Below are 26,411 nucleotides of genomic sequence, written 5' to 3'. Positions count from 1 at the left end.
CAAGCGAGCAAACGCGGGCAAGCAAAGTGGTCAGGATTCGGGGGCGAATTCCTGGATCATCACCGGCGACGCGTGGATGCAGACGATCCGGAGCGTCCCGGTGCCCGTGTTCGTGAAGCGGTGCCACGTGTCGGCCGGCGCGACGGCGGTGTCGCCGGCCCGGGCGACGAACGTCTTGTCGCCGACGACGATCGTCGCCTCCCCCTCCAGCACCGACCACGTCTCGTCGTAGGGGTGGCGGTGCAGGCCCGGGCCCTGACCCGGGTCGGAGGTGACGAGGAAGAACGACACGTTCGACCCGTACGCCGCCCCCTCGAACCGGAGGCTGCGGGTGTCGCCGATGCGGATGCTGTCGGCGGGGATCGCTGCGGGGGTGCTCATGATGGTGTTCCTTTCAACGGAGGGTGTTCCTGCTGATGGAGCAACCTTCCGCCGGGCGGGCCACCACTGGCTACGCTTTCGATGTGGATCGAAAGTTCGTAGAGTTCCGGCTCGGGTCGAGCGACATCTCAGCGGTGCGGTTCGGCATCTCCCCCGGCCACGAGCTGGTGCACGCGCTGCGCACCATCCTGCGCCCGCAGAGCGCTCCGCTCCATTGGGGATGGTTCCGCAGCCTGCCCGCCAAGCCGTCCGGCGAGTCCTTCCGGCTGATGGCGGTGATCTGCGGTGTGGACGGCTACATGCCCGACTTCCTCACCGCGACGCCGTCGGGCGACATGACCCCTGAGGAGGAAGCCGAACGGCTCCGCGAGGTGCCCGACGAAAGGCTGCGGTTCGACCTGGAGAAGATGGTGCTCCGCTCGACCGGCGCCCGGCAGCAGGAGATCCGGGACCTGATCGCGGCACCCGACCGGGCCCGGGCGATGATCGTCGAGGCGTGGCAGGAGGTCTGGGACGCGCTGCTCGCCCCCGTCTGGCCGCAGATGCTCCGCCTCCTGCGGGCCGACGTCGCCGTCCGCGCTCGGCGCAGCAGCGACAGCGGCCTCGCCGAGATGGCCTCCACCCTGCACTCGACGGTGACCTGGGCCGACGAGATCGTGCGCGTCCAGATGCGCCGCCACGAGGAGATCGTCGACTGCGGAGGCACCGGACTGGTGCTCGTCCCCTCCGTCATGATGAACGCCCGCGGCTGCGCCGTCCTCACCGAACGCCCAGCACAGCCCACGATCTTCTACCCCGCCCACGGCGTGTCCGAGACCTGGCACCGCGACGGCGCCGACGCCCTCGACGCGCTCACCGCCCTGCTCGGTGCGACCCGCGCCCGGCTCGTCCTCGAGCTCCAGCAGCCGCTGTCCACCTCCGAGTGCGCCGCGCTGACCGAGCTCGCCGTGTCCACCGCGTCCCACCACCTCACCGTGCTCCGCGACGCCGGCCTCATCGACAGCCGGCGCAACGGCGTCCGCGTCCTGCACACCCGCACCCCGCTGGGCGAGGCGCTCGCGGGAGTGGGCTGAGCGGCGTCGTCAGGCCTCGGTGAGGTGAATCAGGCCGGCGGGCGTCGGGCGGAAGCCGCAGGACTCGAAGTAGAACGCCTCGAGGTGCGGCTCGAAGTCGACGAACATCCACTCGCAGCCCGCCGCCCTCGCCTCCTCGACCGCACGGAGCACGACGGCGGTGCCGAGCCCTTGCCGCTGGTGGCTCGGGCGCGTCTTGGTGTCGATCAGGAAGGCGTGGCCTCCGCCGTCCCACGCCACGTTCACGAACCCCACCAGCAGGCCGCTGCCACTCCGGGCGGTGACCCACCCCAGCGAGTGCCCGCGGACCCGGTCCCACCATCCCGATTCCGGGTTTCCGCCGTGGGACGTGGTGAGATCGACGATCTCTTCGTCCGACACCGGGCCGCGCCAGTCCAGAACCGCTTCGTCAGTAGTCATCGCGCTCAAGCGTGACGATGACCGGGTCCGGACGGCAAGGGTTTACCGCCGCAAGCCGATCCGGCAGCGCGACGCTGGACGATCGACCCCACATCAGGCCCGGTGACGCGAGCGCAGGACCAGCTTGCGGAGCTCGTCGAACCAGAGGACGGACGAGGCCATGGCGACCGCGACGCCCCAGTGCGCGAGGTCGAGGCTCGCGGTGCCGAAGGCAACCTGGAGGAACGGCACCTCCACGACGGCGACCTGCAGCAGCACACCGAGCCCGATCGCTCCCCAGAGCCAGCGGTTGACGAACATCCGGTGGAACGCGCTCGTGGTCTCCGAGCGGGAGTTGAGCACGTTGAAGAGCTGGGCGAGGACGAGCGTGGTGAACCCGGCGGTGCGGGCAACCGTGAGCGAGTCGGTTCCCTCGATCATGCCGCCCGGCAGGAAGATGTCGATGGTCAGCAGGGTCACGACGCCCATGACGAGCCCGATGCTCAGGACGCCGATCCACATGCGTGCGTCGATGATGCGCTCGTGCATGCCGCGCGGGGGCCGGGCCATGACGTCGTCGGTCTCGGGGTCCACACCCATGGCAAGGGCCGGCCCGGAGTCGGTGACGAGGTTGATCCAAAGGATCTGGGTAGCCAGCAGCGGCACGACGACGGACTCGCCGCCGGCCGCCCCGTCCAGGCCGATGACCCCGGCCAGCACGACGCCGAGCAGCACCGTGGCGACCTCGCCCATGTTCGACGACAGGAGGTAGCGCAGGAACTTCTTGATGTTGTCGAAGATGATCCGGCCCTGGCGCACGGCGGCGACGATGGTGGCGAAGTTGTCGTCGCCGAGGATCATCTTGGCCGACTCCTTGGTCACCTCCGTGCCGGTGATGCCCATGGCCACGCCGATGTCGGCGGTCTTGAGGGCGGGGGCGTCGTTCACACCGTCACCGGTCATGGCGACCACGTGCCCGTCGGCCTGGAGCGCGTCCACGATCTGCAGCTTGTTCTGCGGCGCCACGCGGGCGTACACGGACACGGTGCGTGCCGTCTCGCGCAGGCCGGCGCCGTCGAGGCGGTCGAGCTCGACGCCGGTCACGGCCCGGGCCTCGGGCTCCACGATGCCGAGGTCGCTCGCGATCCGAGTGGCCGTGATCGGGTGGTCGCCGGTGATCATCATGACGCGGATGCCGGCCCGGTGGGCCTCGGCGACCGCCGCCGTGACCTCGGGCCGCGGCGGGTCGATGATGCCGACCACACCCAGGTACACCAGGTCGGACTCGTGCTCCTCCAGGCCCTCGGAGCCGATGCCCTCCGCGACTCGCCGGTAGGCGACGCCGAGGGTGCGGTAGGCCTGCCGGGACAGCGACTCGACGGCAGCGAGCGCCGCGGCCCGGCGTTCGTCGTCGAGCGGGGCGACCTGTTCGCCGACCTGCACGTCCGTGCAGCGCGTCAGGAGCACGTCGGGCGCGCCCTTGGTCACGAGCGCCCAGGCGCCGTCGCCCGGCGGGTCCACGAGTGCGGACATCAGCTTGCGCTCGGAAGTGAACGGGACCTCGCCGCGGCGCTCGAAGGCAGCCACCCGGTCGACGGTGCCGCTGAGCTTGTGTGCCGCGACGAGGAACGCGGCCTCGGTCGGGTCGCCCTGCACGGTCCACTCGCCGTCGGTCTCCACGAGCTGGGCGTCGTTGGCCAGTGAGCCGCCGCCGAGCACCATGGTCACCTCGCGCACGAGGTCGTCGTCGGTGAGCTCTCCGCCGGCGGCGGCGTCCGGGCCGGTCCGCACTTCGCCGTCCGGCCGGTAGCCGACGCCGGTAAGTGCTACCTCGCCGGACGCCGTCACGACCCGCTGGATCGTCATCTCGTTCTTGGTCAGGGTGCCGGTCTTGTCCGACGCGATCACCGACGCCGAGCCGAGCGTCTCCGCGGAGTGCAGCTTCTTGACCACGGCGTTCCGGCGCGCCATGGTCTGCACCCCGACGGCCAGGACCACCGACAGGATCGCGGGCAGCCCCTCGGGCACGGCGGCCACGGCGAGCGAGACGCCGAGCAGCAGTACCGTGACGAGGTCGGCCGCCGAGCGGACGTCGTTGACCAGCGCCGCGAGGACCATCACGACGACCGCGATGCCGATCACCGTGAGGCCGAGCACCTTGCCGACGCGCGAGATCTCCCGCTGCAGCGGGGTGACCTCCTCCTCAGTGGCGTCGAGCAGCTGCGCGATGGCGCCCATCTGCGTGTTCATGCCGGTGGCCACCACAACGGCGCGGCCGACCCCCTGGGCGACCGCCGTGCCCTTGTAGACCATGTCGAACCGGTCGCCGAGCGGCGCCGGGGCCGCGAGCGCCGTCGCGTCCTTGAGGACCGCCTCGCTCTCGCCGGTCAGCGACGACTCCTGGACCCGCAGGGCCGTCGCGCTCAGCAGGCGCGCGTCCGCGCCGACGGCGTCGCCCTCGGCGAGCACGAGCACGTCGCCGCGCACCAGCTCCGCCGACCGCACGGTGACCCGGCGGCCGTCCCGCAACACGGTGGACGTCGCCTCGGTCATCGACCGGAGGGCCGCGACGGCGTTCTCTGCCTTGCTCTCCTGGACGAGGCCGAGCACGGCGTTGAGCAGGATGATGGCCGCGATCACGACGGCGTCCACGGGCACGCCGTCGGCGCCCTCGATCCACCAGACGGCGACCGAGATCGCCACCGCCACCAGCAGCAACGCCACCAACGGGTCTCGGAGCTGGTCCAGGGCCTTGCGCCAGAACGGCACGGGCGGTCTGGACCGCAGCTCGTTGGGTCCCTCGGCGGCCAGGCGGCGCGCGGCCTCGGCGTCGCTCAGCCCGGCGGCCGGGTCGACGCCGAGCTCGCGGGCGACGTCGTCGGCGTCCCGTACGGACGGATCGGCGGGCGGCGTGGCGGACGGCTGGGCGGACGGCTGGGCGGACGGCGGCTGGCTGGACCGGCGCGGAGTTGTCACCCAACGATCTTCCACCGGCTGCGCCGGAAATGCGCGCTTGCCGGATCAGACCACGTACGTGGTCTGATCGTCGGCGTCTGACTACGGGTTCTCGACCAGCACGCGCTGCGAGGCGCGACCCGCCCTCCAGAGCATCCGGCCCACCACCCGCCGTCGGACCACCACGGCGACGTGCACGGCCAGGGCGGCGTAGAAGCACAGATGGGCGCCGACATGGAGCGGGACCAGGTCCTCGTTGCCGACCACCAGCACGATGCCGGTCGCCGGGACGACGAAGAGCAGCGCCAGCAGGATGCGCTCGGCCCAGTGCAGCACCCGCCGGTCGCTCGCGGTCAGCCGCGCGTCCCACGGCGGCAGCGGCGTCGTGCTGCGCCACACGACTCGCAGGATTCCCACGGCGACGATCGTCAGCCCGAGCAGGACGTGCCATCCCGGGAGCGACAGCCCGCCGTCGGCGGGGCCTGTGCTGATGAGATCGCCCGACCACAGGTCTGACCACGCGGTGCCGACCGCGTCCTCGGCGTCCTGCTCGCGGAGCTCCTGCGCCTCCTCGCACCGGTCCTCGAGCTGGTCGAGCCGCTCCTCCTCCGCGTCCGACGTGTCGCCGCCGCTGCGGTCCTCGCCGACCGGGTCGCAGTCGACGTCGGGCGGAGCTGCGTCGGTCTCCATCACGTAGCCGACGGCGAGCTGGGCGCCGAGCAGCGCGACGGTCAGCCAGTGCAGGACCTTCGTGACGATCCCGTACCCGTGCTCGCCGTTGCGCCACCTCATGACGGCTACCCCACCGCAGATCAGCATCGGCGTCCAGCCCGCCTGTGTGGTGGGACTCAGCCGGGTCGTAGCAGGCCGGCCCTCGTCACTGCCCCGTCAGGGTCTGCTCACTCGCCGCTGCCCGGGGACACCGGGGCGCCAGTCGGCTGGGGGGCGGGCGACACGCTGGAGGTCGGCGTCGGATCCGGGGTCGGCTCACCGCTCGTCGAAGGCGTGGGCTTCGGACTCGGTCTTGACGTCGGGGTCGGGGCCGACGTCGGAGGCGGTGCCGTGGCTGTCGGCGTCGCGGAGCCGCCGCTCGAACCGGTGTCGCCGCCGGTGCTGCCGCCGCTGCTCGGACCGGTGCCGCTCGCGGTACCGGTGTCCGCGCCGCCCTCGCTCGTGCCGCCCGTGCCCGGCTGGGTACCCGGCGCCGCTGTCGCGTCTCCCGGCGGGCTCAGGGCCGCGCCGTGGCCGGTCCCGGGCGCGTCACTGCGCCGGGGCTGGCTCTCCGCGCGCCGGGCCGGACCGGCGGAGCCATCGGAGGCCGGGGTCTGCGGGATGGTGATCGGCAGTTCCACGTCGGCGAGGTCGACCGCCGGGGCGGTGTCGGCGTCGTGAGGCCGGAGCTGGCCGAGCAGGGCGAACCCGCCGATACCCACCGCCAGGACGGCGACCACCGCACCGCCCACCACCATCGCCGGCCGGCTCCACGAGCGGTCGCCGGACGACGCGGGCTCGACCTCGGCGGACGGCGGGGGCCAGACGTCGGACTGCGCGGACGCGGCCTCCGCGGTCGGTGGAGGCCAGATATCGACGGACGGTGCAGACGAGGCCTCGGCGGATCGCGCAGACCAGACGTCGTCGGACGGCGCGGGCCAACCCGCACCCCACTGCTCAGCAGGGCTGGCGGTATCCCCGGACGGCGTCGGCTCACCGCCGACCGGCGGATCCGGCGATCCCGGCAACGGCACCAGGTCCCACGCCGGTCCGCTGATGGAACCCGGAACGGGCCTGCCGAGCTGTTCCGGCTCGACGTGCTCGAGGTGTCGTGTCGGCCTCGGGTTCTCCCTCACGGCGAAACGATAGCGCCCCGGGGTGAAATGTCGGAATTCTTTGCCCACCGGGGCCAGAGCTACCGCCGGAGCCCGTCCGGGAGCGCACGGCGCGACGAGACCGCGACGATCGTCAGGCACAGCGCGACGGCGACCGCGCCGAAGCCGAACATCTCACCGTACGACCAGGTGTCGCGCAGCCAGGCGAGCACCATCGGGACGAAGAACCCGAGGTAGGTCAGGGAGTAGAACACCGCCGTCAGTCCGGCGAGCTGCCCCGGCCCTGCCATGCGCGCGACCTCGCTCAGCCCGGCCACCATCGCGAGGCCGTATCCGGTCCCGAGCACCACCGCGGCCACGACGCCCACCGGCAGCGAGAGCTCGAACGACGCCCACGCGGCGAGCGCCATCCCCACCGCGACGATGCTCAGGGCCACCACGGACGCCCGGGCCGACGACGGCGTGTCGATCCGCCGGGCGAGCACCTGGATGCCGATGCCGCAGCCGAGGGCCAGGATGGCCATGATCCCCGCGAAGGCGATGGGGAAACCGCCGACGCGGTCGGTCAGCAGGCTGGGCAGCACCGCGAAGGCGCAGCCCGCGCAGCCGAACACCCAGGGCGCGAGCGGCACGACCACCCGCAGGAAACGAGGGTGCCGGACGGCGGTGATGCGCAGGTCGTCGAGCAGCGGCGCCCGCTCGCCGCGCGGCAGGCTCGGTCGGGTCTCCGGCACGCGCAGCAGCACGATCCCGGCGATCAGGGCGCCGGCGGCGTGCAGCACGTACGACAGGAGCGTGGGCCACGGGGCGAACTGCGCGAGCATGGCGGCCACGCCCGCACCGGCGAGAAACCCGGCGGTCAGGGACAGCGATCCGCGGCGAGGTCCGGCCGCCCGGTCGCCGGTGGCGGCGCTGAGCTCCGTGAGCCAGGTGGATCCGACGGCCATGGCCAGGCCGAGCGCGATGCCGCACAGCAGCCGCCCGACCGCGAGCAGCACAGGGCTGGCGGGGTCGAGCGCGAGCACGAGCGAGCCGAGCGCCGAGACGGGCGCGGCGGGCAGCAGCAGCGGACGCCGGCCGAACCGGTCCGACAGCGGCCCGCCCAGCAGCAGCGCGGGCACGAGGCCGAACACGTACACGGCGAGCAGCGCGTCGACGGTGACAGGCCCTATGTCCCCCTGCGCGCGGTACATCACGAGCAGCGGCGTGAACTCGTTGCCACCCCACGCCACCGCGAGCAGGACCGCGGCGACCGCCCACCAGGTTCGCTGCCCCACGGGGTGCCGGTTCTTGGCAGACGGGTCCCCCTGTAGCTCATGCGGCATGACCTCATCCTGGGTAATCGCCACCCGGGGAACAAGGCTCAGGGCTGTGAGGGTGCGCACAGACCGGCCCCTGCTCGCGGTGCTCGCCTCCGAGGTGGGCAGCCACGCCAGCGGGGAGGGTAACGGAACGTAGACATTGTCTACTCTCCGTTACCCTCCCCGCTGGGTATGCCTTTCCCCTGACGCAACCGGGGTCCGAGGCGGTTGCGGCGCGTTACTTGCTGCCGGCCGGATCCACGGGGCTCGCATCGGCGTCAGCATCGCGATCGGCGGCTTCGCCGTCCGTGCCCTTCTCCGCGGCGGGACCGGAGTCACCGGCCCCGGAGTCCTCGGCGTCGGACTCCGCCCCAGTGCTCTCGGCGTCCTCGTCCTCAGGCTCCCGCCCCGGCTGGTACACCGAGGGCTCGGGCCCGGAGTGCCGCCGTCCCTGCACCACGACGATCGTGATGCCGAGCAGGATCGCGAGCCCCGACGTCCAGATGTTCGCGGGAATGCCCAGGGGTGCGTCGCTCGTGGGGTCGATGCGGATCGCCTCGAGCCAGCTGCGGCCCAGCCCGTACCAGATCAGGTAGAGGCCGAACATGCGGCCCCAGCGCAGGCCCGGGCCCGGGTTCTCCAGGGCGGCGTTCCGGCGGGAGACCCGCCGCTCGATGGTGAGCAGCAGGGCGACCCCGATGAGGTTCCAGATCATCTCGTACAGGAACAACGGGTGGAACAGCGTGCCCTCGGGCGTGCCCGCCGGGAACATCGGCGCGTCGGACCGGATCTCCAGGCCCCACGGCAGCGTCGTCGGCAGGCCGAACAGCTCCTGGTTCACGTAGTTGCCGAGCCGGCCGATCGCCTGGGCCACGAGCAGACCCGGCGCGAGCGCGTCGGCGAACGACCCGAAGCGCAGGCCCGTCTGGCGGCACCCGATCCAGACGCCGACGGCGCCGCCGAGGAGCGACCCGAACAGGGCGTTGCCGCCCTCCCAGATCCGGATCCACGCCCACGTGTCGACGCCGGGTCCGGTGAAGTCGCTCAGGTGGGTGAGCACGTGGTAGATCCGGGCGCCGACGATGCCGATCGGCACCGCCCACATCGCGATGTCGAGGGCGAGCCCGGGGGCGGCTCCGCGCGCGCGGAGCCGCCGGTCCGTGATGTACGCGGCGGCGGCAATGCCGGCCAGCAGACACAGGGCGTAGGTATGGATGGTGAGCGGGCCCACGTTGAACTGGGACCACACCGGATCGGGGCTGGGGATACTGGCCGGAAGCACGACCCGAAGGTACCGCGACTCACCCACATCGTGGGCATCGACTCGGCGACGAATGCGTCAGCGGCGGCGCTTCTCCCGCACGCGCACCGAGATCTCGATCGGCGTGCCCTCGAAACCGAACGTCTCGCGCAGGCGGCGCTCGATGAACCGGCGGTAGCCGGCCTCGATGAACCCGGTGGCGAAGATGACGAACCGCGGCGGCCGGGTCGAGGCCTGCGTCGCGAACAGGATGCGGGACTGCTTGCCACCGCGCAGCGGGTGCGGGTGCGCGGCCACGAGCTCGCCGAGGAACGAGTTGAGCTTGCCCGTCGGGACGCGCCGGTCCCAGGACGCGAGCGAGCGCTCGATCGCCGGGACCAGTCGCTCGCTGTGCCAGCCGGTGCGCGCCGACAGGTTGACCCGCGGTGCCCAGGCGATCTGCACCAGCTCCTTCTCGATCTCGCGCTCGAGGAAGGGGCGGCGGTCCTCGTCCATGAGGTCCCACTTGTTGTAGGCGATGACGAGCGCACGACCGGCGTCCACGACCTGCTGGATCACGCGGATGTCCTGCTCGGTCAGCGGCTGCGACGCGTCCACCAGGACGACGCCGATCTCCGCCTTCTCGATCGCGGCTGCGGTGCGCAGCGACGCGTAGAAGTCGGCGCCCTTGGTCTGGTGCACGCGGCGGCGGATGCCGGCGGTGTCCACGAACCAGTAGGGGATACCGCGCAGCTCGATGAGCTCGTCGACCGGGTCACGTGTGGTGCCGGCGACCTCGTCGACCACCACGCGCTCCGAACCCGCGATCTTGTTCAGCAGCGAGGACTTGCCGACGTTCGGCCGCCCGACCAGCGCCACACGCCGCGGGCCGGAGGGGCGCACCTTGCCGTGCTCGGACGTGGTGGGCAGCGCCTTGATCGCGGCGTCGAGCAGGTCGCCCGTGCCGCGGCCGTGCAGGGCGGAGACCGGGTGCGGCTCCCCCAGGCCGAGGGCCCACAGGTAGGTGGCGTCCGCCTCGCCCGACGCGCCGTCCACCTTGTTGGCGCACAGCACCACGGGCTTGCCGGAGCGGCGCAGCAGCTCCACGACGCGCTCGTCGGTCGCGGTGGCGCCGACGGCGGCGTCGACCACGAACACCACGGCGTCAGCCAGGGAGATCGCCACCTCGGCCTGCTCGGCCACCTTGGACTCGATGCCGGCGACGTCGACCTCCCAGCCGCCCGTGTCCACGAGCATGAACCGGCGGCCGGCCCACTCGGCCGGGTAGGACACACGGTCGCGCGTCACGCCCGGCTTGTCCGCCACGACCGCCTCGCGGCGGCCGAGGATCCGGTTGACCAGGGTCGACTTGCCGACGTTCGGCCGTCCGACGATGGCGAGCACGGGCAGCGCCTGCTCGGCCTCCGCCTGCTCGTCGGTCCACTCGGACTCCAGGAGCTCCTGGTCCGACTCGTCGAGCTCGAACTCCTCGAGGCCGGCGCGCAGCGCACGCTCGCGCGCGAGGTCGTCCTCGGACTCGGCGAGATCGAGGTCGGGAGCGGCCGGAGCGGCAGCGTCCAGGGCAGCATCATCTCGGGCCACCGCGTCCAGGGCAGCAGCCTCCGATGCAGAGGAGTCGTGGGTCATGCGCCCATTGTCGCAGGCCTGGCGCCCTGAGGCCGCCTCGCGGCCGTATGACCTGCGTCGCTCCCGCCCCGCCCCGGCGACGTGTCAGACGCTCAGGTGACCTGAGCGTCTGACACGAGCAGGTCAGGCGGACGGCGCCACCGCACGCCCCGTCACCTGCGCGACGACGGCGAGGACGGCGTCCACCGTCTGCTCGAAGTCGAGGTCGCTGGAGTCGACCGTCGCGACGCCGTCCGCGGCGACCTGGAACTGCGTCACCTTCGCGTCGTCCCGGTCGCGGCGCAGCACCTGGTCCCGCGTGGCGTCCACCGCACCGGCGTCGGCGGCGCCGTGCACCTCCAGCGACCGGCGGCGCAGGCGCGCCTCCTCGGACGCGGTGAGCAGCACGCGGACGTCGGCGTCGGGCGCCACGACCGTGGTGATGTCGCGGCCCTCGGCGACGATCCCGCGGCCGTGGGAGTGCACCGCCTGCACCACGCTGGACTCCTGGTCGATGATCTGGCGCTGCAGCCGCTTGAGCTCGGCCCGCACCTCCAGGTTGGACGCCACCTTCGAGACGGCGCTCGTGACCTCGGTGCTGCGGATCGTCACCACGACGTCCCGGCCGTCCAGCTCGACGCCCGGCTCCGCCGGGTCCAAGCCCATGACCAGCGGCATCGCCCGGACCGCCGTGGCCACGGAGGCGGCGTCGTCCAGGTCCGCCGTCTCCATGCTCCAGACGGTGGCCGCCCGGTACATGGCGCCGGTGTCGAGGTAGGCGAGGCCCAGCCGGGCGGCGACGGCCTTCGACACGCTCGACTTCCCGGACCCGGACGGCCCGTCGATGGCGACAACAACAGGGCTGGTCACAGTCCCGCTCGCTTTCGTTGAGTGCTGGATATTTGCCCGTCAGAGTGCGTACGAAGGGCGAATACCCAGCACTCAGCGAGAGAGGTTACAGGTCTACCGCACCCATGAGGGTGCCCAGTTCAGTGCGGCCCAGGACGCGGGTGCGGCCCGGCTTCAGGTCGCCCAGCGGGATCGGCCCGATCCGGGTGCGCACGAGGCGCGTCACGGGGTGCCCGACGGCGTCGAACATCCGGCGCACGATCCGGTTGCGGCCCTCGTGCAGCACGACCTCGAGCATCGCGAAGCCGTCGATCTGCTGCAGCACGTGCACCGCGTCCATCTTCGCGATGCCGTCGTCGAGCTCGACGCCCTTCAGGAGCTGCTTGCCGACCCGCGGGAAGATCTCGCCCTCGACGGTCACGAGGTACGTCTTGGCGATCTCGTACTTGGGGTGCGACAGGCGGTTGGCCAGCTCGCCGTCGTTGGTCAGGAGCAGCAGCCCCTCGCTGTCGGCGTCGAGCCGGCCCACGTGGAAGAGCCGCTCCTCGCGGTTCTTGATGAGGTCCGCCACGGTCGGACGCCCCTTGGGGTCGTCCATCGTGGACACCACGCCCAGCGGCTTGTTCAGCGCGATCGTCACCTTGGCCTGGTCCAGCTGGATCCGCAGCCCGTCCACGTGCACGACGGCGGTGGCCGGGTCGATCCGCACCCCGAGCTCCGTGACGATCTGCCCGTCGACCTCGACGCGGCCGTTGGCGATCATCTCCTCGCTCGCGCGGCGGGACCCGATCCCGGCCTGCGCGAGCACCTTCTGCAGCCGCACGCCGCCCTCGACGTGGACGTCGCGGCCCTGCTCCTCGGGCTTCGCGGGCCGACGGCGCGGCGTGTTCGCCTGGGCGCGGCTCTTGGCCGAGCTGCCGCCCCGGAAGTTCTTGCCGCCCTGTGCGGGACGGCGCGGCTGCTGGCCACCACTGGATTCGCGGCGGCTCCCGCCGCGGCGTTCGTTGCTCATGATTCGTCTCTCGGTGAGTCGGAAAGGCGCTGCGGACCTGGCTGCGGGATCCGGTGCACGGACCCCGCGGAGGGGCTAGGAATCGAGCCCGTCGAGGCCCTCGATCATGTCGAGGTCCGGCAGGTGCGGCGCCAGCGGAGGCAGCTCGTCGAGCGACGAGAAGTCCATCCGCTCCAAGAAGTATCCCGTGGTTCCGAACAGAACCGCACCCGAGCTCGGGTCCTGGCCGATCTCGGCGATCAGGCCGCGGGTCAGCAGGGTCCGCACGACGCCGTCGACGTTCACGCCACGCACCGCGCTGACCTGGCCTCGCGTCACCGGCTGACGGTATGCGATCACCGCGAGGGTCTCCAGGGCGGCCTGGCTCAGCTTCGCTGACTGGCCGTCCAGGACGAACCGCCCGACCGGGTCCGCGTGCGCCGCCGACGAGTAGATGCGCCAGCCCTCGACGGTGCGGCGCAGCTCGAACCCGCGCGGGCGCGACCCCAGGTGGCCCGCGTACTCGTCGGCCAGCTCGTGCAGGATGTCGTCGGTCTCGTCCTGCGTCAGGTTCAGCGCCGCGGCGATCCGGTCCGCGCCGATCGGCGCGTCGGCCACCATGAGCACCGCCTCGACCGCCGCGTGCGCGCCGCCCGGGAGCGTGTGCACGTCGACGAACGCCAGCTCGTCCTGCGTCGCGGTGTCGGCCGGGGCGGTGTCGGCCGGGGCGTCCGCCTGCACCGCCTCGGGGGCCTGCTCTTCGACGGTCATACTGGCGCCTCCGTTCCGGTCCGCTCGGTCTCTGCCTGCTCGGTCTCTGCCTGCTCGGTCTCTGCCTGCTCGGTCTCTGCTTGCTCGGCCTGCGCCTGCTCGGTCACCGAGCGCTCCGGACCGGCCCCCGACGGCACGACCAGATCGCCCTCGTCGAACTCGCTCGGCCCGGCCTCGGGGTCGAGGTACTTCTCGCCGTCCCCGGGCCCTGCGGTCCACCGCACCGTGAGCTCGCCCAGCGGGCTGACCTGCTCGAACCCGACCAGCGAGTCGCGGAACAGCTCCAGCAGCGCGAGGAACCGGGCGACGGTCACGAGACGTTCGGTCCCTGCCGTCAGCGACCTGAACGTCACCGAGCGCTCGGCACGCAGGCGCTTCACGATGACGCCCGCCTCCTCGCGCACGCTCACCGCGGACCCGTGCAGGTGGGCCAGGCCCACCACGGGCGGCGGCTTGGGGGCCAGCACGCGCGCGGCCAGCTCGGCGAGCTGCTCCCCCGTCGTGTCCCAGACCAGCTCGGGCAGGATCGCGGCGAGGTGCGGCTCGAGCGGCGTCAGGCGGGGCACGCGGCGTCCGGCCGACACCAGCCGCTCCGCGACGAACTTCGAGACCTCCTTGTACGCGCGGTACTGCAGCAGCCGGGCGAACAGGAGGTCGCGGGCCTCCAGCAGCTCGAGGTCCTCCTCGTCCTCGTCGACGACGCCGGGCAGCAGGCGCGCGGCCTTCAGGTCGAGCAGGGTCGCGGCGATGACCAGGAACTCGCTGGCCACCCCGAGGTCCCAGGACTCGTGGTCCTCGCCGCGCGCGGCGGCCTCACGGGACGCGCGCTCCGCCTCGCGGATGTGCGCGACGAACTCGTCGGTCACGACCGCGAGCGCCACCTCGGTGACGTCCATCTTGTGCTTCGCGATGAGCGAGAGCAGCAGGTCGAACGGGCCCTCGAAGTTGTGCAGGTGGACCTGGAACGTCCGGGAGGCGCGCCGCTCGTCCACTGGCGGGGCCGGTTCGGCGTCGGGCCCCTGCTGGTCCCGGTCCGGGGCGGGCTCCGCGACCGGCTCCGCCTCCAGGACGCCGACCCGTTCCGCCGCCGTCACCGCCGTCACCGTCGACACGGTGTCGGGCGACACCGCCGCGTCAGGCAGCGTCGCCACGGGCCACGAGCTCCCGGGCGAGCTGACGGTATGCGGCCGCGCCCGGGTGTCCCGGGGCGTAGGCGGTGATGGGCTCCGCGGCGACCGTGGCGTCGGGGAACTTCACCGTGCGCCCGATGATCGAGTGCAGCAGCGTGTCGCCGAAGGCCTCGTGCACCCGGGCCACGACCTCCCGGGAGTGGAGGGTGCGCGAGTCGTACATGGTGGGGAGGATACCGTCGATCTCCAGGGCCGGGTTGAGCCGGTCCCGCACCTTCTCGATGGTCTCCACCAGGAGCGCGACGCCGCGCAGCGCGAAGAACTCGCACTCCAGCGGGATCAGCACGCCGTGCGCCGCGGTCAGGGCGTTCACGGTGAGCAGGCCGAGGCTCGGCTGGCAGTCGATGAGGATGACGTCGTAGTCGTCCATCACCGGACGCAGGGCGCGGGCGAGCACGGACTCGCGCGCGACCTCGCCCACGAGCTGCACCTCCGCGGCCGACAGGTCGATGTTGGCCGGCAGCACGTCGAGGTTCTCGATCCCCGACGGGATCAGCACGTCGGCGATGTCCACGCCCCGCTCCATGAGCAGGTTGTAGACGGTGAGGTCGAGCTCGTGCGGGTTGACGCCGATGCCGACCGACGCGGCGCCCTGCGGGTCGAAGTCGACCAGGAGCACCTTGCGGCCGTACTCGGCGAGGCACGCGCCGAGGTTGATGGTGGTCGTCGTCTTGCCGACCCCGCCCTTCTGGTTGCACATCGCGATGATGCGCGCCGGGCCGTGGCTCGTGAGGGGCGCCGGTTCCGGCAGCTCGGGCATCACACGCCCGACCACGTCGCGCACGATCTCCGAGTCCGTGGGTGCGCCGACGACCGTCTTACCGAGAAGCATGTCGGTCATCGTGTCCGCTCCCTCCTGGCTGGGTGCCTCGCTCACGCCCGCCACGCTATACCAGAGTGTGGGCGCGGCTCCGCGAAAGCCTCGGCGTGGCGTCCTTCGGCCGACGGCCCGTTCCCCGGGACTTCCTCGCCGGGCTACCGGGCCCGCGGGTGGGCCGCCGCGTAGACCTCGCGCAGCGCGTCCGGCGTGACCATCGTGTAGATCTGCGTCGTGGTGACGGACGCGTGCCCCAGCAGCTCCTGGACCACGCGCACGTCCGCGCCGCCCGACAGCAGGTGCGTGGCGAAAGAGTGGCGCAGGGTGTGCGGCGAGACGTGCTCCGTCAGGCCCGCCCGCGCCGCGGCGGACTGCAGCGCGGCCCAGGCGGTCTGCCGGGACATCCGTGCGCCGCGCGTGTTGAGGAACAGAGCCGGCGTGCCCCGGCCGGCGGCGATCAGCGCCGGGCGCGACCGGACCAGGTAGGCCTCGAGCGCGTCGCGGGCGAACGAGCCCACGGGGACCACCCGCTCCTTGGAGCCCTTGCCGTACAGCCGGACCGCGGCGGCGTCGCCCACGCCGTCGACGTCGAGCCCCACGACCTCGGAGATCCGCGCGCCCGTGGCGTACAGCAGCTCGAGCAGCGCCCGGTCCCGCAGGGGCAGCGGCCCGTCGCCGGTGCCCGCGGCGTCGAGCAGCACAGCGACATCGTCCACGGACAGCGCGTGCGGCAGGCGCCGCAGCTGGGTGGGGGCCCGCACGTCGGCGGAGGGGTCGTCCACCGCGAGTCCTTCGGCCTGCGCGAACCGGTGCCAGCCCCGCACGGCGGCGAGCGCCCGCGCGGTGGACGACGGCGAGAGCGGCCGGCCGCCGTCGGACCCCTGCCGGACGGACTCGATGAAACCGGTGACGTCCGCCTCCGTCACGCCGTCCAGGCCGGCCCGGTCCGCTGTGGCGAGGAACCCGGCGTACCGCACGAGGTCGCGGCGGTAGGCGGCGACGGTATTCGCCGAGAGACCGCGCTCCACGCTCAGGTGCGCGAGGTAGTCGCGCAGCGCGCGGTCGAGCCGGGCGCTCGGCGACGGTCCGGGCTGGGTCGCACGGGACGACGGCAGGTTGGCCAGTACGGTGGACACCGCCCCATCATGCCGAGCGTGGCCCGCCGGGCAGGCGGGCCACGCCGGGTCAGGCCGGGTTGATCCCGAACAGCTCCGCGCGCGAGTGGATCACCTGCGCGCGTGCGAGGCGCGGCTTGTCGCTGCCGTCGCGGATGACCGAACCGCCGGCCTCGAACTCGGCGAAGAAGTCGACGGCCCAGGCGACGTCGGACGGCGACGGCGCGAAGGACTCGTTGATGACCGCCGGCTGCTCGAAGTCCAGGCAGAGCTTGCCGGTCATGCCGAGGTTGACGGCGTCGGCGGACTGCTCGCGCAGCAGCGCGTGCGACGAGCCCACCGTGGGGCCGTCGACCGGGCCGGGCAGGCCGCCGATGCGGCTCGCGACCACGAGGCGCGTGCGCGGGTAGGCCATGGCCATGGGCTCGTTCGCGGCGCCGGTGTCGCGACGGTAGTCGCCGGACCCGAACGCGAGGCGGAACGCGCCGCGGGCCTTGGCGATGTTGACGGCCTCCTCGATCCCGAGGGCGGACTCCACCAGCGGGATGACGGGAACGTCGCCGCCGAGGCGCTGCGCGGTGTCGATGACGTCGTCCGCGCTCTCGGTCTTGGCGAGCATGACGCCGTTGAGGCCCTTGAGGCCGCGCAGGTAGGCGACGTCGTCCGCCCAGGACGGCGCCTGCCGGTCGTTGATCCGGACCCAGGCGCTGCCGCCGTTCTTGACCCACCGGATGACGTTCTCGCGCGCCTCGTCCTTCAGGGAGTCGTCGATGGCGTCCTCGCAGTCGAGGATGACCTGGTCCGCGCGCGAGAGCTGAGCCTTGTCGAAGAGCTCGCTGCGCATCGCGGACAGCAGGAGCCAGGCGCGCGCGTAGTCGGGGGCGACCCGCGACTTCTCGCGCGCGGCCCGGCGGGGAGCCAGGTCGCCCTCCGGCGCGACGGCGGACGCCGTCGGCAGGCCGGAGGAGTAGCCCGCGGACTGCTCGGCGGAGTCGGTGGTTCGGTCGGCTGGGGTCTCGGTCACGCGCTCAGCCTAGGCGGGGACACCGACACCGACCGAATCATGAACCACTACATGGGCGCGAACAATATGAACAGAAGACCACCTTGACGAAGCAGCGTCAGAACGGCAGGAAGACGTCCACCGCGACGGCCACGAAGAGCAGCGACAGATAGGTGATCGACGCGTGGAACACCTTCATGGCGCCCAGCTTGCCGCTCGCCCGGCCCTGCGCCCGGCGCAGCATGGCGATCGTGGACCAGAGGAACCACGCGCCCAGCGCGGCGGCCACCACGGTGTACACCCAGGACATACCCGCGAGCGGCGTCAGCAGGAGGGAGCAGGCGATCATCGCGAGCGTGTAGCCGACCATCTCGGCGGCCACGCGCTTGTCGTCACTGACGACCGGCAGCATCGGGACCTTCGCGTTCGCGTAGTCCTTCTTGAACTTGATGGACAGCGGCCAGTAGTGCGGCGGCGTCCAGAAGAAGATGATGCCGAACAGTGCCAGAGCGGCCCAGCTCAGCTCACCCGTCACGGACGCCCAGCCGATGAACACGGGCATGCAGCCCGCGATGCCGCCCCACACGATGTTCTGCGGGGTGCGGCGCTTGAGGATCATCGTGTAGCCGACGACATAGATGGCGATGGCGCCCAGCGTGAGCCACATCGCCGCCCAGTTGATGACCAGCGCGAACCACGTCAGCGACAGCAGGCCCAGGATCGAGGCGAACACCAGGCCCGCGCGCGGGGTGATCTCCCCCGTGGCCAGCGGACGCTTCTTGGTCCGGTTCATGACCTGGTCGATGTCGCGGTCCCACCACATGTTGAACGCGTTGGCGCTGCCCGCGGCACCGGCCCCGCCGATGAGCGTGGCGATGATCAGCCAGAAGCCGGGCAGTCCGTCGGCCGCCAGGATCATGGTGGGCACGGTCGTCACGAGCAGCAGCTCGATGACCCGCGGCTTGGTCAGCGCGACGTACGCGCCGGCCCGGCTGAGGAACCATCCCCCGGGACGCTGCCCGACGTCGGCGCCGGGCTCGCCTGCACCGGACGTCTCGGGACGCGCGGTCTGGCCGGTTGTCGTGTGGCTCGTTCTCACGCGCGTCGCAGTTCCGTTCGGGAGAGTTCTGAAGTCGACAAGGCACCTGGTAGGCCCTATTGCCGCCCGGCGCGTGCCCATCGTACGTCGAGCCGTCGCGAGGTAATGCACCACATTCCCGCGGAACGCTGTGAAATTCCCGACCAGACATGTGACATGACAGACGGTGGACAGGTCTGCGCGGGTGTCGGGGTGCGCGTATAGGGTTGATTTCGTTATCGAACGAAGAACCAAGGGCGGCCGGCATCCCGCCGCCGCCGCAGGCACGCTGCGCGGCTCTCCGACCCGTCCGCTCATAGGGCAGGCGAGAGTCGACGGCGGAGAGAAAGAGGACTCGTGAACGCTTTCGACCCCGTGCTGAAGCCCCTGGAGTGGTCGGAGCTCGACGAGCGAGCCGTCAAGGCCATCAAGGCACTGGCCGCGGACGCCGTCGAGAAGGTGGGCAACGGACATCCCGGCACCGCGATCTCGCTGGCGCCAGCCGCGTACCTCCTCTTCCAGAAGGCCATGCGCCATGACCCGTCCGACCCGGAATGGCTGGGCCGCGACCGGTTCGTGCTGAGCGCAGGCCACTCGTCCCTGACGATCTACCTGCAGCTCTTCCTCGCCGGCTACGGCCTCGAGATCGACGACATCGCCGCCCTGCGCACCTGGGGCTCGCAGACCCCGGGCCACCCGGAGTACGGCCACACCAAGGGCGTCGAGATCACCACCGGCCCGCTGGGCCAGGGCCTCGCCTCCGCCGTCGGCATGGCGATGGCGTCGCGCCGCGAGCGCGGCCTGCTCGACCCGGCCGCCGCCCCCGGCGAGTCCCCGTTCGACCACCACGTGTACGTCATCGCGTCCGACGGCGACCTGCAGGAGGGCGTGACCTCCGAGGCCTCGTCGCTCGCGGGCCACCAGCAGCTCGGCAACCTCATCCTGATCTGGGACGACAACAAGATCTCGATCGAGGACGACACCGACATCGCGTTCACCGAGGACGTCCTGAAGCGCTACGAGGCGTACGGCTGGCACACCCAGCGCGTGGACTGGACCTCGGGCGACGGCGGCTACGCGGAGGACACCGACGCCCTGGCCGCGGCACTGGACGCCGCGAAGTCGGAGACCGGCAAGCCGTCGATCATCGCGCTCCGCACGATCATCGGCTGGCCCGCCCCCACCAAGCAGAACACCGGCGGCATCCACGGCTCGGCCATGGGCGCCGACGAGGTCAAGGGCCTCAAGTCCGTGCTCGGCCTCGACCCCGAGGCGTCGTTCGCCATCGACGGTGAGGTGCTGGCCTACACGCGCTCCGTCGCGCAGCGGCAGGCCACCCAGCGCGAGACCTGGGAGTCCGCCTTCACCGCGTGGCAGGACGCCAACCCGCAGCAGGCGGCGCTCCTGGAGCGCCTGCGCGCCCACGAGCTGCCCGCCGGCTGGACCGACTCCCTGCCGGAGTTCGAGGCCAGCGCGAAGGGCGTGGCGACCCGTGCGGCGTCCGGCAAGGTGCTCAGCGCCCTGGCCGACGTGCTGCCCGAGCTGTGGGGCGGCTCGGCCGACCTCGCCGGCTCCAACAACACGACGATGGACGGCGCGCCGTCCTTCGTACCGGCGGAGCACGCGACCAAGAAGTTCCCGGGCGACCCTTACGGCCGCACCCTGCACTTCGGCATCCGCGAGCACGCCATGGGCTCCATCCTCAACGGCATAGTGCTGCACGGCCTGACCCGCCCCTACGGCGGGACGTTCCTGCAGTTCGCCGACTACATGCGCGCCTCGGTGCGCCTGGCGTCGCTGATGAGCATCCCCAGCACGTTCGTCTGGACGCACGACTCGATCGGCCTCGGCGAGGACGGCCCCACCCACCAGCCGGTGGAGCACCTCGCGGCGCTGCGGGCCATCCCGAACCTCGACATCGTCCGCCCCGCCGACGCGAACGAGACCGCCTGGGCCTGGCGCGGCATCCTGGAGAACCGGGACAACCCGGCCGGCCTCGTGCTGACCCGCCAGAACGTGCCCACCTACCCGCGTGGCACCGACGGCTTCGCCGGCGCCGAGGGCACCCTCAAGGGCGGCTACACGCTCCTGGACACCGAGGGCACGCCCGACGTCGTCCTCGTGGGCACCGGCTCCGAGGTCCAGCTCGCCGTCGAGGCGCGCGAGATCCTCGCCGCCGACGGCATCCGGGCCCGCGTGGTCTCCATGCCTTCGCGCGAGTGGTTCGACAAGCAGGACGACTCCTACCGCGAGTCGGTCATCCCGTCCGGTGTGAAGGCGCGCGTCTCTGTCGAGGCGGGCGTCGCGCAGGGCTGGCGCGAGATCGTCGGCGACGCCGGCCGCATCGTGTCGCTCGAGCACTACGGCGCGTCGGCCGACTACAAGACGCTCTACACCGAGTACGGCATCACGGCCCAGGCGGTCGCCCAGGCCGCCAAGGAGTCGATCGAGGCGGCGTCCTGAACCGCTCCGGATCGAATACGGACACGAGAGGAAAGGGCACGATGACCGACAGCACCGACAGCTCAGGCGAGAACGTCAGTCCCACCCAGCGGTTGTCCGAGGCGGGTGTTGCCATCTGGCTGGACGACCTGTCGCGTGAGCGTCTGCGCACCGGCAACCTCGTCGAGCTGATCGCGACCAAGAACGTCGTGGGTGTCACCACGAACCCGACGATCTTCGCCGCCGCCCTCGCGCAGGGCAACGCCTACGACGGCATCCTGGCCGAGCTGGCCGGGCCGCCGAACGGCGGCGACGTCGAGGCGGCCGTCGAGCGCATCACCACGGACGACGTCCGCGACGCCGCAGACCTGCTGCGCCCCGTCTACGACGCCACGTCCGCCGTGGACGGCCGCGTGTCGATCGAGGTGGACCCGAGGCTGGCGCGCGACACCGAGGCGACGGAGGCCACCGCCGTCCGGCTGTGGGAGACCGTCGACCGGCCGAACGTGATGATCAAGATCCCCGCCACGGTCGAGGGGCTGCCGGCGATCACGTCGACCCTCGCGAAGGGCATCAGCGTGAACGTGACGCTGATCTTCTCGATCGAGCGGTACCGGGCGGTGATGGACGCATTCCTGGCCGGCCTGGAGCAGGCCAGGGCCGCGGGCCACGACCTGTCGGTGATCGGTTCGGTCGCGTCGTTCTTCGTGTCCCGAGTGGACTCCGAGGTCGACAAGCGCCTCAAGACGATCGGCACGGACGAGGCGCTCGCGCTGCGCGGTCAGGCCGCCATCGCGAACGCCCGCCTGGCCTTCGCCGCCTACGAGGAGGTCTTCTCGTCGGAGCGGTGGGACGCCCTCCGTGCCGCCGGCGCCCAGCCGCAGCGTCCGCTGTGGGCGTCCACCGGCGTGAAGGACCCGAGCTACCGCGACACGATGTACGTGGACGAGCTCGTGGTGGCCGGCGTGGTCAACACCATGCCTGAGAAGACCCTCGACGCGTTCGCCGACCACGGCATAGTCCTCGCCGACACCGTGACCGGTTCGGGCGAGGAGGCCGCCGCGACGATCGCGGCGATCGAGGCGCAGGGCATCTCCATGGCCTCCGTTACGGCACAGCTGGAGGACGAGGGCGTGACGAAGTTCGAGGTCAGCTGGGACGAGCTCCTGACGACCACGAAGACCGGTCTCGACGAGGCCGGCGCCCGGTGAGGCCGACGAAGATCGCGCGGGGGGTCAACCCCCTGCGCGACCCCCTCGACCTCCGCCTGCCCCGCATCGCCGGGCCCAGCGGCCTGGTGATCTTCGGCGTGACCGGTGACCTGGCGCGCAAGAAGCTCATGCCGGCCGTCTACGACCTCGCCAACCGCGGTCTGCTCCCGCCGGGCTTCGCCCTGACGGGCTTCGCCCGGCGCGAGTGGGAGAACCAGGACTTCGCGCAGGTCGTGCACGACGCCGTCAAGGAGCACGCCCGCACTCCCTTCCGGGAGGCGACGTGGCGCCAGCTCGCCGAGGGCATCCGGTTCGTGCAGGGCTCGTTCGACGACGACGACGCGTTCGAGCGTCTGCGGGAGACCGTCGAGACGCTCGACAAGGAGCGCGGCACGGGCGGCAACCATGCGTTCTACCTGTCGGTCCCGCCCTCGGCGTTCCCCGTGGTGTGCGAGCAGCTCTCGAAGCACGGGCTGTCGCACCCCGACAACGACGCCAACGGCGACGGCGTGGACGCGTGGCGGCGGGTGGTCATCGAGAAGCCGTTCGGGCACGACCTGGCCAGTGCCAAGGAGCTCGACGCCGTCGTGTCGAAGGTCTTCGAGCCGGAGTCGGTGTTCCGCATCGACCACTACCTCGGCAAGGAGACTGTCCAGAACCTGCTGGCGCTGCGCTTCGCGAACACCATGTTCGAGCCCATCTGGAACTCGAACTACGTGGACCACGTGCAGATCACCATGGCCGAGGACATCGGCATCGGTGGCCGCGCCGGGTACTACGACGGGATCGGCGCCGCACGCGACGTCATCCAGAACCACCTGATCCAGCTCCTGGCGCTGGTGGCCATGGAGGAGCCCGTCAACTTCGACGCCGCCGAGCTGCGCGCCGAGAAGATCAAGGTGCTCTCGTCCGTGCGCCTGCCGCGCGACCTCGGCAAGCACACCGCCCGCGGACAGTACGAGGCCGGCTGGCAGGGCGGCGACGAGGTGCCGGGCTTCCTCGAGGAGGACGGCATCGCGAAGGACTCCGCCACGGAGACCTTCGCCGCGATCCGGGTCGACGTCGACAACCGCCGCTGGGCGGGCGTCCCGTTCTACCTGCGGCACGGCAAGCGCCTGGGCCGCCGCGTCACCGAGGTGGCGGTGGTGTTCAAGAAGGCGCCCCACCTGCCGTTCGAGTCGTCCCTGACGTCCGAGCTCGGCAACAACGCGCTGGTCATCCGGGTGCAGCCCGACGAGGGCGTCACCATGCGGTTCGGCGCCAAGGTGCCGGGCACCGCCATGCAGGTGCGCGACGTGACCATGGACTTCGGGTACGGGCACTCGTTCACCGAGTCCTCCCCCGAGGCCTACGAGCGGCTCATCCTCGATGTGCTGCTCGGCGACCCGCCGCTCTTCCCGACGCGGGAGGAGGTCGAGCTCTCCTGGAAGATCCTCGACCCGATCACCGCCTACTGGGCACGCAAGGGCAAGCCCGAGCCCTACGCGTCGGGCACCTGGGGCCCGCCGTCGGCCGACGCCATGATGGAGCGCGACGGCAGGACCTGGAGGAGGCCCTGATGACGCGGTTGGCGACATGGCTCCACCACGCAGAGGTGGGGACAGCCCAGTGACGCGGTTGACGACACGACGCCACATCGAGAAGGCGAGTACGGCGCAATGATCATCGACATGCCGGATACCACGACCAACCAGGTCAACAAGCGTCTCGTACGCCTGCGTGACGAGGGTGGCGCGGTGGCCCTGGGCCGCGTGCTCACGCTCGTGGTCCTGGCCGACGAGCGTGACGTCGAGGAGTCGGTCGAGGCCGCCAACGACGCGAGCCGCGAGCACCCGTGCCGGGTCATCGTCGTCGCCCCGGCGGCGCGGGGTACCGACGCCCGGCTGGACGCCCAGATCCGCGTGGGCGGTGACGCCGGCGCCTCCGAGGTGGTGGTGCTGCGCGCCTTCGGTCCGCTCCTGGAGCGGACGGACACCCTCGTGATGCCGCTCCTGCTGCCCGACGCCCCGATCGTGGCCTGGTGGCCCCGTGAGGCGCCGGCGGTGCCGTCGCAGGACCCGGTGGGCGCCATGGCGGCCCGCCGGATCATCGACAGCACCATCGCGAAGAACCCCGTGGAGATGCTCGGCAACCTCGCCGGGACGTACGCCCCCGGGGACACCGACCTCGCGTGGGCGCGCGTCACGCTCTGGCGGGCGCTCATCGCGGCCGCCGTCGAGCAGCCGCCGTACGAGCCGGTGCTCGGCGTCACGGTCGAGGGCCAGAAGCGGCACACATCGCTCGACCTGCTCGCGGCCTGGCTCGGCACCCGGCTGAACTGCCCGGCCGAGGTGGTGCGCACCGACAGCGACGACGCGATCACCCGCGTGACCCTGGAGCGCAGGAGCGGGCCGATCGTGCTCGACCGTCCCGACGGGCGCACCGTGACGATCACGCAGCCGGGCAAGCCGGCGCGTCGCATCGCCCTGCCGATCCGGGCGCTCAACGAGGCACTGATCGAGGAGCTGCGCCGGCTCGACCCCGACGAGGTCTTCGAGGAGACCCTCATGCGGGGCCTGGGGAACATCACCACGCGGACGGCGGCCTGATGGCTCACCCGGCAGTCGGCACGACGCCGGGCGTGCGGCTCGTCGTCGTGCACCCCGACAAGGAGGTGCTCGCGCAGGCGGCGGCCGCACGGCTGCTCACGCGTGTGCTGGACGTGCAGTCGGTGCGCTCCCCCGTGCACGTGGTGCTCACGGGTGGTTCGGTCGGCATCGCGACGCTCGCGGCGGTCGCCGCGAGCCCGCTGGTGCCGGCCGTCGACTGGTCGGGTGTCCACCTGTGGTGGGGCGACGAGCGGTTCCTGCCGGACGGCGACCCCGACCGGAACGAGACGCAGGCGCGGGAGGCCCTGCTCGACGGCCTCGTCGCCGAGCACGGGCTCCCCGAGGCCAACGTCCACCCCATGCCGGGGCCGACGTCCGTCACGACTCCCGAGGAGGGCGCCACGGCCTACGCGGCGCTCCTGCGCGAGCACGCGGGCGAGCGGGGCGCGAGCAAGCAGAGCGAGGGCACCGTCGCGGTCCCCGCCTTCGACGTCCTGCTGCTCGGTATGGGGCCGGACGGGCACGTCGCGTCCCTGTTCCCCGGCCACGACGGTCTGGCCGCCCAGGGCACGACGACGGGCGTGCACGGCTCACCCAAGCCGCCGCCCGAGCGGATCTCGTTCACGTTCGACGCGATCCGGTCCGCCCGCGAGGTGTGGATCGTGGCGGCGGGCGCCGAGAAGGCGGAGCAGGTGGCCGCGGCGCTGGCCGACGGCCCGGTGACGGAGGTCCCGGCCGCGGGCGCCGTCGGCCAGGCCCGCACACTGTGGCTGCTGGACGCGCAAGCGGCCGGCGCCCGGAACTGACCCGCGAAGCACGTAGAGCGCCTGTCCCGGTCAGATGACCAGGACAGGCGCTCTACGTCGCCACTGCAAAAAACGTTAGCGTGCTACGCGTCCGCCGCGGCGGATGCGCAGTGCTTCCAGCGCCTCCTCCAGGAGAGCGGCGCCGTCCTCGTCGGACCGGCGCTCCTTCACGTAGGCGAGGTGCGTCTTGTACGGCTCGTTCCGCACCGGAGACGGCGGATTCACCGGATCCATCCCCGCCGGGAAGCCGCAGCGCGGACAGTCCCACTGCGCTGGGGCCTCGACGTCCTCGCCCACCGAGAAGCTCGGTGCTGTCTCGTGCCCGTTGGCACACCAGTAAGAAACTCGGATCCGGGGCGCTGTGTCGCCGCGCTCCGTCTCCCCGAGGGGGCCGGCGCCTACCCGGCTCCCCCGAATCGCATGACCGCCTGATGCCACGTCTGTCGTCCCCTCTGTGTGTGGCCGTCAGCTGCTAGGCGCTTGGCGACCGGGTCAGCTGACCTTCTGGATGAGTCCGAGCAGGACGATCACCACGGCCCACACGAGGGCGAAGGCAATGGTGATGCGATTGAGGTTCCGCTCGGCAACGCCGGACGAGCCGGCGCCCATCGAGATACCGCCACCGAACATGTCGGACAGTCCGCCACCCTTGCCCTTGTGGAGCAGGATGAGCATGGTGAGAAAGCCGCTGGTCAGGACCAGCAGGACTTCCAGAATGATGCGGAGCGCGTCCACGGGTTCACGTCCTC

General features: G+C 71.8%; 24 protein-coding genes. 6 read left to right on the top strand and 18 right to left on the bottom strand.

Translation table 11 applies throughout. From position 1 onward, the window contains the following. Nucleotides 1–30 precede the first annotated feature (30 nt). On the bottom strand, nucleotides 31–381 hold the full coding sequence (locus EW117_RS18115) for a cupin domain-containing protein (protein ID WP_129788114.1): 351 nt from the start codon (nucleotides 379–381) through the stop codon (nucleotides 31–33). An 83-nt stretch (nucleotides 382–464) separates the two neighbouring features. On the opposite strand from EW117_RS18115, the gene EW117_RS18110 reads away from it, so the two are divergent. Further along, nucleotides 465–1,454, top strand: a complete 990-nt coding sequence (locus EW117_RS18110) for an ArsR/SmtB family transcription factor (protein ID WP_129788113.1) — start codon at nucleotides 465–467, stop codon at nucleotides 1,452–1,454. A gap of 9 nt (nucleotides 1,455–1,463) precedes the next feature. Here EW117_RS18110 and EW117_RS18105 read toward each other — a convergent pair whose 3' ends face one another. The 15 genes from EW117_RS18105 to EW117_RS18035 all read right to left on the bottom strand — a co-directional run bounded on the left by EW117_RS18105 (nucleotide 1,464) and on the right by EW117_RS18035 (nucleotide 18,636). Next, nucleotides 1,464–1,874, bottom strand: coding sequence for a GNAT family N-acetyltransferase (locus EW117_RS18105; protein ID WP_129788112.1), 411 nt, complete (start codon nucleotides 1,872–1,874; stop codon nucleotides 1,464–1,466). 93 nt (nucleotides 1,875–1,967) lie between these two features. Beyond that, on the bottom strand, nucleotides 1,968–4,829 hold the full coding sequence (locus EW117_RS18100) for a cation-translocating P-type ATPase (protein ID WP_129788111.1): 2,862 nt from the start codon (nucleotides 4,827–4,829) through the stop codon (nucleotides 1,968–1,970). Between the two features lie 81 nt (nucleotides 4,830–4,910). Beyond that, nucleotides 4,911–5,600, bottom strand: coding sequence for a cytochrome b (locus EW117_RS18095; protein ID WP_165362757.1), 690 nt, complete (start codon nucleotides 5,598–5,600; stop codon nucleotides 4,911–4,913). A gap of 107 nt (nucleotides 5,601–5,707) precedes the next feature. Further along, complete coding sequence (locus EW117_RS18090; protein WP_129788109.1) at nucleotides 5,708–6,655, bottom strand: hypothetical protein; 948 nt, start codon at nucleotides 6,653–6,655, stop codon at nucleotides 5,708–5,710. A gap of 59 nt (nucleotides 6,656–6,714) precedes the next feature. Further along, on the bottom strand, nucleotides 6,715–7,959 hold the full coding sequence (locus EW117_RS18085) for an MFS transporter (protein ID WP_242504359.1): 1,245 nt from the start codon (nucleotides 7,957–7,959) through the stop codon (nucleotides 6,715–6,717). A gap of 214 nt (nucleotides 7,960–8,173) precedes the next feature. Continuing rightward, nucleotides 8,174–9,217, bottom strand: a complete 1,044-nt coding sequence (lgt, locus tag EW117_RS18080; protein ID WP_129788108.1) for a prolipoprotein diacylglyceryl transferase — start codon at nucleotides 9,215–9,217, stop codon at nucleotides 8,174–8,176. A 57-nt stretch (nucleotides 9,218–9,274) separates the two neighbouring features. Then, nucleotides 9,275–10,822: a ribosome biogenesis GTPase Der gene (gene der, locus EW117_RS18075; RefSeq protein ID WP_129788107.1), complete on the bottom strand. Its 1,548-nt coding sequence runs from the start codon at nucleotides 10,820–10,822 to the stop codon at nucleotides 9,275–9,277. A gap of 123 nt (nucleotides 10,823–10,945) precedes the next feature. Then, a complete protein-coding gene (gene cmk, locus EW117_RS18070; RefSeq protein WP_129788106.1) occupies nucleotides 10,946–11,671 on the bottom strand; it encodes a (d)CMP kinase in 726 nt (241 codons plus the stop codon). A gap of 85 nt (nucleotides 11,672–11,756) precedes the next feature. Further along, the gene (locus EW117_RS18065) at nucleotides 11,757–12,662 is read right to left on the bottom strand and encodes a pseudouridine synthase (protein ID WP_129788105.1); all 906 of its coding nucleotides are present in this window, start codon (nucleotides 12,660–12,662) and stop codon (nucleotides 11,757–11,759) included. 75 nt (nucleotides 12,663–12,737) lie between these two features. Continuing rightward, nucleotides 12,738–13,412 carry an SMC-Scp complex subunit ScpB gene (gene scpB / locus EW117_RS18060; protein ID WP_129788104.1) on the bottom strand — a complete coding sequence of 225 codons (675 nt, stop codon included), beginning with the start codon at nucleotides 13,410–13,412 and terminating at the stop codon, nucleotides 12,738–12,740. Then, nucleotides 13,409–14,563, bottom strand: coding sequence for a segregation and condensation protein A (locus tag EW117_RS18055; RefSeq protein ID WP_422891139.1), 1,155 nt, complete (start codon nucleotides 14,561–14,563; stop codon nucleotides 13,409–13,411). Before EW117_RS18055 ends, scpB begins: the two co-directional genes overlap by 4 nt. Next, nucleotides 14,547–15,434, bottom strand: a complete 888-nt coding sequence (locus EW117_RS18050; RefSeq protein ID WP_129788225.1) for a ParA family protein — start codon at nucleotides 15,432–15,434, stop codon at nucleotides 14,547–14,549. Before EW117_RS18050 ends, EW117_RS18055 begins: the two co-directional genes overlap by 17 nt. A gap of 143 nt (nucleotides 15,435–15,577) precedes the next feature. Beyond that, nucleotides 15,578–16,534 (bottom strand): site-specific tyrosine recombinase XerD, encoded by a 957-nt coding sequence (gene xerD / locus EW117_RS18045; RefSeq protein WP_129788224.1) that lies wholly within the window; start codon nucleotides 16,532–16,534, stop codon nucleotides 15,578–15,580. A 70-nt stretch (nucleotides 16,535–16,604) separates the two neighbouring features. Continuing rightward, the gene (locus tag EW117_RS18040; RefSeq protein ID WP_129788223.1) at nucleotides 16,605–17,456 is read right to left on the bottom strand and encodes an HpcH/HpaI aldolase/citrate lyase family protein; all 852 of its coding nucleotides are present in this window, start codon (nucleotides 17,454–17,456) and stop codon (nucleotides 16,605–16,607) included. Nucleotides 17,457–17,655: 199 nt separating this feature from the next. After that, nucleotides 17,656–18,636, bottom strand: a complete 981-nt coding sequence (locus EW117_RS18035) for a heme o synthase (protein WP_129788103.1) — start codon at nucleotides 18,634–18,636, stop codon at nucleotides 17,656–17,658. 336 nt (nucleotides 18,637–18,972) lie between these two features. Between EW117_RS18035 and tkt the strand changes: the two genes are divergently transcribed. The 5 genes from tkt to pgl all read left to right on the top strand — a co-directional run bounded on the left by tkt (nucleotide 18,973) and on the right by pgl (nucleotide 25,662). After that, nucleotides 18,973–21,078 (top strand): transketolase, encoded by a 2,106-nt coding sequence (gene tkt, locus EW117_RS18030; protein ID WP_129788102.1) that lies wholly within the window; start codon nucleotides 18,973–18,975, stop codon nucleotides 21,076–21,078. A 41-nt stretch (nucleotides 21,079–21,119) separates the two neighbouring features. After that, nucleotides 21,120–22,268, top strand: a complete 1,149-nt coding sequence (gene tal / locus EW117_RS18025) for a transaldolase (RefSeq protein WP_129788101.1) — start codon at nucleotides 21,120–21,122, stop codon at nucleotides 22,266–22,268. Continuing rightward, entirely contained in the window at nucleotides 22,265–23,827 is a 1,563-nt protein-coding gene (gene zwf, locus EW117_RS18020; RefSeq protein WP_129788100.1) for a glucose-6-phosphate dehydrogenase, read from the top strand. The genes tal and zwf overlap by 4 nt, the downstream gene beginning before the upstream one ends. A 99-nt stretch (nucleotides 23,828–23,926) precedes the next feature. Next, complete coding sequence (gene opcA, locus EW117_RS18015; protein WP_129788099.1) at nucleotides 23,927–24,856, top strand: glucose-6-phosphate dehydrogenase assembly protein OpcA; 930 nt, start codon at nucleotides 23,927–23,929, stop codon at nucleotides 24,854–24,856. Then, nucleotides 24,856–25,662 (top strand): 6-phosphogluconolactonase, encoded by an 807-nt coding sequence (pgl, locus tag EW117_RS18010; RefSeq protein ID WP_129788098.1) that lies wholly within the window; start codon nucleotides 24,856–24,858, stop codon nucleotides 25,660–25,662. The genes opcA and pgl overlap by 1 nt, the downstream gene beginning before the upstream one ends. A gap of 75 nt (nucleotides 25,663–25,737) precedes the next feature. On the opposite strand, the gene EW117_RS18005 is transcribed toward pgl, so the two are convergent. Both EW117_RS18005 and secG read right to left on the bottom strand, forming a co-directional pair. Next, nucleotides 25,738–26,100 (bottom strand): RNA polymerase-binding protein RbpA, encoded by a 363-nt coding sequence (locus EW117_RS18005; protein WP_129788097.1) that lies wholly within the window; start codon nucleotides 26,098–26,100, stop codon nucleotides 25,738–25,740. Between the two features lie 54 nt (nucleotides 26,101–26,154). Continuing rightward, nucleotides 26,155–26,397 carry a preprotein translocase subunit SecG gene (secG, locus tag EW117_RS18000; RefSeq protein WP_020014806.1) on the bottom strand — a complete coding sequence of 81 codons (243 nt, stop codon included), beginning with the start codon at nucleotides 26,395–26,397 and terminating at the stop codon, nucleotides 26,155–26,157. Between the last annotated feature and the right edge of the window lie 14 nt (nucleotides 26,398–26,411).

Source organism: Promicromonospora panici (assembly GCF_900608595.1).
Classification (GTDB): domain Bacteria; phylum Actinomycetota; class Actinomycetes; order Actinomycetales; family Cellulomonadaceae; genus Promicromonospora; species Promicromonospora panici.
The sequence above is the reverse complement of the archived record's forward strand: the minus strand, read 5'-3'. Positions and strand labels throughout refer to the sequence as shown.

What these genes read in the sequence shown, in the direction of transcription:
- EW117_RS18095 (WP_165362757.1), bottom strand. Translation starts at nt 5,600, where the DNA reads ATGAGGTGGCGCAACGGCGAGCACGGGTACGGGATCGTCACGAAGGTC.
- opcA (WP_129788099.1), top strand. Translation starts at nt 23,927, where the DNA reads ATGATCATCGACATGCCGGATACCACGACCAACCAGGTCAACAAGCGT.
- EW117_RS18105 (WP_129788112.1), bottom strand. Translation starts at nt 1,874, where the DNA reads ATGACTACTGACGAAGCGGTTCTGGACTGGCGCGGCCCGGTGTCGGAC.
- EW117_RS18115 (WP_129788114.1), bottom strand. Translation starts at nt 381, where the DNA reads ATGAGCACCCCCGCAGCGATCCCCGCCGACAGCATCCGCATCGGCGAC.
- EW117_RS18085 (WP_242504359.1), bottom strand. Translation starts at nt 7,959, where the DNA reads ATGCCGCATGAGCTACAGGGGGACCCGTCTGCCAAGAACCGGCACCCC.
- EW117_RS18050 (WP_129788225.1), bottom strand. Translation starts at nt 15,434, where the DNA reads ATGCTTCTCGGTAAGACGGTCGTCGGCGCACCCACGGACTCGGAGATC.
- der (WP_129788107.1), bottom strand. Translation starts at nt 10,822, where the DNA reads ATGACCCACGACTCCTCTGCATCGGAGGCTGCTGCCCTGGACGCGGTG.
- pgl (WP_129788098.1), top strand. Translation starts at nt 24,856, where the DNA reads ATGGCTCACCCGGCAGTCGGCACGACGCCGGGCGTGCGGCTCGTCGTC.
- tal (WP_129788101.1), top strand. Translation starts at nt 21,120, where the DNA reads ATGACCGACAGCACCGACAGCTCAGGCGAGAACGTCAGTCCCACCCAG.
- scpB (WP_129788104.1), bottom strand. Translation starts at nt 13,412, where the DNA reads ATGACCGTCGAAGAGCAGGCCCCCGAGGCGGTGCAGGCGGACGCCCCG.
- EW117_RS18065 (WP_129788105.1), bottom strand. Translation starts at nt 12,662, where the DNA reads ATGAGCAACGAACGCCGCGGCGGGAGCCGCCGCGAATCCAGTGGTGGC.